Raw genomic sequence first — 6,296 nt, 5'->3', positions numbered from 1 at the left:
GTCTTGCCGGTGCCCGGCGGGCCGTGCAGCAGGAGCAGCCGGCCCGAGATGTCCTCGGGGGTGGTCTTCATCAGACGGTCCATCGCGTCCGCGACGGGGGCGGTGTAGTTGGGCCGGATCTCCTCCCAGGTGCCGGCCGCGATCTGCCGGGTGGTGCGGTGCGGGCCGCGCCGCGGGGAGACGTACCAGAACCCCATGGTGACGTTCTCCGGCTGCGGTTCGGGCTCGTCGGCCGCGCCGTCGGTGGCCTCCTCCATGATCCGCTGTGCCAGGTCGGCGCTGGTCGCGGTCACCGTGACGTCGGCGCCCCGGTTCCAGCGGGAGACCAGCAGGGTCCAGCCGTCCCCCTCGGCCAGGGTGGCGCTGCGGTCGTCGTCCTTGGCGAGCCGCAGCACCCGCGCGTCCGCAGGCAGGAGCGTCGCGTCGGACCGGACGCGTTCGATGTTGACGGCGTGCGAGTAGGGCTGCTCGCCCGTCGCGAAGCGGCCGAGGAACAGCGCGTCGAGGACGTCGGACGGGGAGTCGTTGTCGTCGACGTTGAGCCGGATAGGCAGGGCGTCGTGCGGTTGCGCGGACATGCCGCCATGATCGGTCACACGAGCGCCCCGTGCACCCGATTTGCCGGGTGCGCCCGCGCGCGTCGCGTCGCTCCCGTGTCCCGGTGTCTGCCGTCGAGCTGCCGTCGAAGTGTCAGAAAGTCGTACCGTCCAGGTGTTTGTCCGGTACTCAACGGTAATAACTTTGACATGAACACTTCCGCTCAACACGCGTAGTTGGTACCACGGTTGAGGCAGAGATCCTGCTAAAGGGAGGTTCCATGAGACGTTCCCGACTTGTCCTCTTCCTCACCGCCCTCGTCCTCGCCGTCACCGCCGCCCTCACCGGGGCGACCGCTGCGCAGGCCTCCACACAGGCGGCCCCCGGCCCGTACGTGGCCCTGGGCGACTCCTACGCCTCCGGAGTCGGCGCCGGCAGCTACATCTCCTCCAGCGGCGACTGCAAGCGCAGCACGAAGGCCCACCCGTACCTCTGGGCGGCCGCCAACTCCCCCTCGTCCTTCTCCTTCACGGCCTGCTCGGGCGCCCGAACGGGTGATGTTCTCTCCGGGCAGCTCGGCCCGCTCTCCGCGAGCACCGCCCTCGTCTCGATCAGCATCGGCGGCAACGACGCGGGATTCGCGGATGTCATGACGACCTGTGTGCTCCAGTCCGACAGCTCCTGCCTCTCCCGCATCGCCACCGCCCGGGCCTTCGTCGACTCGACGCTGCCCGGCAGGCTCGACGGCGTCTACACGGCGATCCGGGACCGGGCGCCCAACGCCCATGTCGTGGTGCTCGGTTACCCCCGCTTCTACCGGCTCGGCACCAGCTGCATCGGCCTCTCCGAGACCAAGCGGAAGGCCATCAACGACGCCTCCGACCACCTCAACACCGCCATCGCCGCACGCGCCCGCGCGTACGGCTTCACGTTCGGCGACGTCCGCACCACGTTCACCGGCCACGAGATCTGCTCCAGCGACTCCTGGCTGCACAGCGTGGACTGGCTGAACATCGGCAACTCGTACCACCCGAAGGCCGCCGGACAGTCGGGCGGCTACCTCCCGGTGCTCGACGCGGCGGCCTGACCCCCGTGGCTCAGTAGCCGTCGTCCCCGTCCGCACCGGACGCCGAAGCGGAGGCCCCGTCCGACGGGGTCTCCGTCGCGCACACCACCGAGAACGGCACGGCCTCGGACGTCGTGCGCACCGGCTCCCGCACCTCCACGCCGATCCGGCCGTGCAGCTCCCCGCTCTTCGCGTACGTCGTCACCACCACCGTCTCCTGCCGGGTCCGCCCGCCGTCCGCGGGGAACGACAGCGTGCGCCAGCCCGGGTCCACCACCGAGCCGTCCTCGGCCGCCCAGCGGTAGCGCACCTCCGCCGGCAGCCGGTTCACCGTGAACGTCGCCGTGAACGCGGGCGCGTCGTCGTGCGGGGGCGGGCAGACGCCGGAGTACTCCGTGTGCGTCCCCTCCACCGCGACCGACACCGTGAGCGCCGGGGGAGTGGAAGCCTCCGAGTGCCCGTCGTCGCCCTCGTCCCCGTTCTCGCTTCCGTCGTCCGTCGCGGAGGAGGTGGGCGGCGGGTCGTCCTCCGTCTCCGCCATCCCTCCGGCGCCCTTGCCGCCGGCCGACGACGTCGTCCCTCCGTTCCCGGCCTCCGGACCGCCGTCGTCCCGGTCCAGCAGCGCGTACGTCAGCCCGGCCAGCGCGAGCGCCAGCAGCACGAGCCCCGCGACCAGCAGCGCGGCGCCGCGTCGGCCGCGCGGGGGCGGCGCGGTCGCCGTGGCGGCCGTCGGCACTCCGCCCGCCGCCTGGCCGGTGGTGACGGGCGGCTGGTACGGGTCGGTCGGCGGCACGGGGAGCGCGGCCACCGTGGGCGCGTACGCGGAGGCCGTACGCGCCGGGTCCGCGTCCGGCGCGCCCCCGGCGGCGACGGCCCGCAGATCCTCCGACGCCCGCTCGGCCGACAGGCGTGCGGCCGGATCCTTGCGCAGCAGCCCCTCGACGACCGGCGCGAGCGGACCCGCCCGGCGGGGCGGCGGCAGCTCCTCGTCCACGATCGCCCGCAGCGTGGACAGCGGGGTGTCCTGCCGGAACGGGGAGTGGCCCTCGACCGCCGCGTACAGCAGGACGCCCAGCGACCACAGGTCCGACTCCGGCCCCGGGGTACGGCCCAACGCCCGCTCCGGCGCAAGGAATTCGGGAGAGCCGACGACCTCCCCGGTCATCGTCAGGGCCGAACTGCCCTCGACCGTGGCGATCCCGAAGTCGGTGAGCACCACCCGGCCGTCGTTCGCGATCAGCACGTTGGCGGGCTTCACGTCCCGGTGCAGCACCCCCGCCGCGTGGGCGGCGCGCAGCGCGGCCAGCACCTCCGCGCCGATTCCCGCGGCCCGGCGCGGCGACAGCGGGCCCTCCGCGTCCAGCACCTCCGCCAGCGACAGGCCGCGCACCAGCTCCATCACGATCCACGGACGCCCGTCCTCCAGGGCCACGTCGTACACCGTGACCACGTTGCGGTCGGCGATGCGGGCCGCCGCCCACGCCTCCCGCTCGAGGCGGGCGTACATCCGCTCCACGTCGGACGCCGGCAGCCCGGCGGGAGCGCGGACCTCCTTCACCGCGACCTCGCGGTGCAGCACCTCGTCCCGGGCCCGCCACACGGTGCCCATGCCGCCCTCGCCCAGCGGCGACAGCAGCCGGTAGCGTCCCGCGATCATCCGCTCACCGCCCGGTTCTTCGGACACGGCGCCCCCATTCGCGTCCGGGCGAATTCGCCCTTACCTCATGAAAGTAGCTCAGCCGAGCGCGGATGCCGCCCCCCTGAACACCATTCCGGCCCCCAGGACCAGCACCACGCACGCCGAACCGAGGGGCGCGCTCCGGCGCACCAGCGCCGCCCACGGCGCGCGCGTCCAGCGTGCGCGCCGGGCCAGCAGCCGGGACACACCCCCGCCCGCCCGCACCACCGCGTACCCGGCGGCCGTGAGGGTCAGCGCGAGACCCACGCCGTACGCGACGACGAGCAGCAGCCCGAACCAGGCGTGGCCCAGGGCGGCGGCGCCGACCAGCACCACGACGGCGGACGGACTCGGCACCAGCCCGCCCGCGAACCCGAGCAGGATCGTGCCGCGGAGCGTGGGCGCGGCGGGGTGGGTGTGGGTACGGCCGCCGTGGGTGTGGGTCAGCGAGGTGTGGGGGTGGTCGTGTGCGTGCCCCTGGTCATGCGCGTGCCCGTGGTCGTGCCCGTCGGTGTGCCCGTGCCCGGCGTGCGGGTGCGGGTGCGGGTGCGTGTGGTGCCCCCGCTGGCGCAGGGCGCGGCGTACGAGCTGGGCGCCGGCCAGGGTGACCAGGACGCCGCCGGCGATGCCCAGCCAGGCGACGACGGCGGGCGCGGTGGCGGAGCCCGCCGTGACCAGCAGGCCCAGGGCGACCACGCCGAGGGTGTGGGTGACCGTGACGGAGGCGGCCATCGGCAGCACGTCCCGCATCCGCGCCCGGCCGCCGCGGGCCGCCGCGGTCGCCGCCATCAGGGTCTTGCCGTGGCCCGGCGCGACCGCGTGCATCGCGCCGAGGACCACCGCGAGCAGCAGGGCGAGCGCGGCGAGGCCGACGGTCAGGTCGCGTCGGGCGACGAGGTCGTCGAGCGCCCGGGTCCAGCGGTCGGCGCCCCGGGGGAGGATCGCGGAGGCCGGCGTGTCCGCCTCCTCCGTCCCGTCCGCCGCCAGCGCCGGGCCGCCGGGGCGGACGCGCAGGGACGCGGTCCGGGTGTCGGGCGGGGACGCGAGCCGCTCTTCCGGGTAGCGGGTCAGTCCGGCGGAGGGGGACGCCGCCGGCACGTCCGAGGCGGCGAGCGTCGTACGGTCCCCCCGCGCGGTGATCTCCCGCCAGCCGGGGCCCGAGTCGCCGCCCGCCGCGCGGAAGCCGACGGCGACCGTACGGCCCTGGGGGAGGGGCGCGGTCAGCCGGCACTCCACGCGCAGGGTGTCGAGACCCGCCTGGCCGGGCCGCACCTGGACCCGGGCGGCCCGCACGGTGAGCGGCGCCGGGCGCCCGTCGGCGCGGACCGCGCTGTCCCGGGCGGCCGACGCGCACCGGCGGCGGGCCCAGGCACCGTGGCCCAGTTCGGCGAGGTCCGGTGCGGCCTGGGTGGCGGGGATCTCGGCGAGGTCCTCGACATGACGCACACGCAGTTCGCCGGGCGCGGCCACCAGGCCGTCGTAGCGGTTGACGGTGAAGTTGCCGAGCGGGTGCGCGCTCGCCTCCGTGGCCGGGACCAGGGCGAGCGCGGTGGCGGCGGTGAGGAGCGCGGCGCCGGCCGCGACGGGACGCAGCGGGTTCAACGCGCCGCCTCCAGTTCCTTCAGGGCGGCCCGCGCCGCGCGGGCGCCGAGCGGGGAGAAGCCCGGGTTCAGCTCCAGGGCGGCGGTGAGCGAGGCACGGGCGGCGCGGTCGTGCCCGGTGGCCTTCTCGATCATGCCCCGGTGGTGGAGGAAGGCGGCGTCGCGGTAGCCGGTGGCCGTGGCCCGGCGGGCGTACGGCAGGGCCTCGGCGGACCGGCCCGCCCGGTGCAGGGCCCAGGCGAGGGCGTCCGCGGTGTGCACGGTCCGCCGGCGGTTCCACTCGGCGCGGGCCGCGCGGAGCGCCTCGGCGGTGTCCCCGTGGTCGGCCGCGGCGAGCGCGGTGTCGAGGTCCACGTCGACGCCGCCGGCCCGGGCGAGCGCCGTCCAGGCGTCGACGAGGGCGTACTGCTCGCGGGCCTTCGCGCGGTCGTCGGGCGCGTTCCGGTCCTCGTACAGCTCGCCGAGGGCGACCAGCGGGCCGGGCAGCGGGGAGCGGGCGACGACCTGCTCCAGTGTCGTGATCGCGCCCGCGCGGTCGCCGTCCGCCGCCTGGGCGCGGGCGCGTCCCTCCAGGGCGGGGAGGTAGGCGTCGTCCGCGGCGAGCGCGCGGGCGTAGTGGCGCAGGGCGGTGCCGTACCGGCCCTGGCCGCGTTCCAGGTTGCCCAGCGCGGTCGCCACGTACGCCACGTCGGCGGGCCCGGCCGCGCTGTCCAGGGCGCGGTGCAGCACCCGGCGGGCGGCGGGCACGTCGCCGCGCAGCTCGCGTACGTACGCGTACCGCGTGAACACGGGGACGCCCGGACGCCTGCGGTCGGCGACCGTGGCCGCCCTCCCGGCCTCCTCGTACCGGCCGAGCTCCACCAGGGCGTCGATCCGGGAACACAGGGCGCGTTCGCTGTACGGGTTCCGCTCCAGGGCGCGGTCGGCGTGGTCGAGGGCGGCGGCGAAGTCGTGGCGCGCCGCGGCGAGGGCGGCCTGCCCGGCGAGCGCCTGGTCGTTGCCGGGCCGCAGGGCGAGGGACCGCGCGAGGGCGCGTTCGGCACGGGCGTAGCGGGAGGGGTCCCCGTCCGTGCGCGCCCGCTCGACCTGTGCGAGCCCGAGGGCGGCCCAGGCCCCGAAGTCCCATGGCTGCGCCTGCACATGGGCCTGCAACGACCGGATCGCCGTGTCCAGATTCACGTCTCCCCGGACCAGCACATCGGCGCCCACCGCCCGGGACACCCCGGGCGCCGCCCGCGCCGCGTCCCGCCCGTCACCGCCCACGGCGACGGCCCCGGCGGTCATCGCCACGGCCAGCAGCACGGCGCACGACGCCCCGTGCAGCCCCCGCCCACGGCGCACGGCGGCGGCGAACCGGCGCAGGGCGTCGACGCGTTCGGCGGGGGACGGCGACCGCGTCGACGCCCTGCGCCGG

General features: G+C 76.1%; 5 protein-coding genes. 1 reads left to right on the top strand and 4 read right to left on the bottom strand.

All coding sequences use genetic code 11. The features are described from left to right. On the bottom strand, positions 1–578 hold a 578-nt coding region (locus CCN29_RS28855; RefSeq protein WP_442538537.1), incomplete at its 3' end, for a DUF5925 domain-containing protein. A gap of 239 nt (positions 579–817) precedes the next feature. Between CCN29_RS28855 and CCN29_RS28850 the strand changes: the two genes are divergently transcribed. Next, a complete protein-coding gene (locus CCN29_RS28850; RefSeq protein WP_006131490.1) occupies positions 818–1,624 on the top strand; it encodes an SGNH/GDSL hydrolase family protein in 807 nt (268 codons plus the stop codon). Positions 1,625–1,634: 10 nt separating this feature from the next. Here CCN29_RS28850 and CCN29_RS28845 read toward each other — a convergent pair whose 3' ends face one another. The 3 genes from CCN29_RS28845 to CCN29_RS28835 form a co-directional block, all read right to left on the bottom strand. Next, positions 1,635–3,260, bottom strand: a complete 1,626-nt coding sequence (locus CCN29_RS28845; RefSeq protein WP_086685516.1) for a serine/threonine-protein kinase — start codon at positions 3,258–3,260, stop codon at positions 1,635–1,637. A 78-nt stretch (positions 3,261–3,338) separates the two neighbouring features. Further along, on the bottom strand, positions 3,339–4,883 hold the full coding sequence (locus CCN29_RS28840) for a sulfite exporter TauE/SafE family protein (RefSeq protein WP_006131488.1): 1,545 nt from the start codon (positions 4,881–4,883) through the stop codon (positions 3,339–3,341). Continuing rightward, positions 4,880–6,296, bottom strand: a 1,417-nt coding sequence (locus tag CCN29_RS28835) for a tetratricopeptide repeat protein (RefSeq protein WP_107481746.1), incomplete at its 5' end; no start/stop codon positions are given. The genes CCN29_RS28835 and CCN29_RS28840, both read right to left, overlap by 4 nt.

It is taken from the genome of Streptomyces pseudogriseolus (genome assembly GCA_002154585.1).
Lineage (GTDB): Bacteria > Actinomycetota > Actinomycetes > Streptomycetales > Streptomycetaceae > Streptomyces > Streptomyces pseudogriseolus.
The sequence above is the reverse complement of the archived record's forward strand: the minus strand, read 5'-3'. Positions and strand labels throughout refer to the sequence as shown.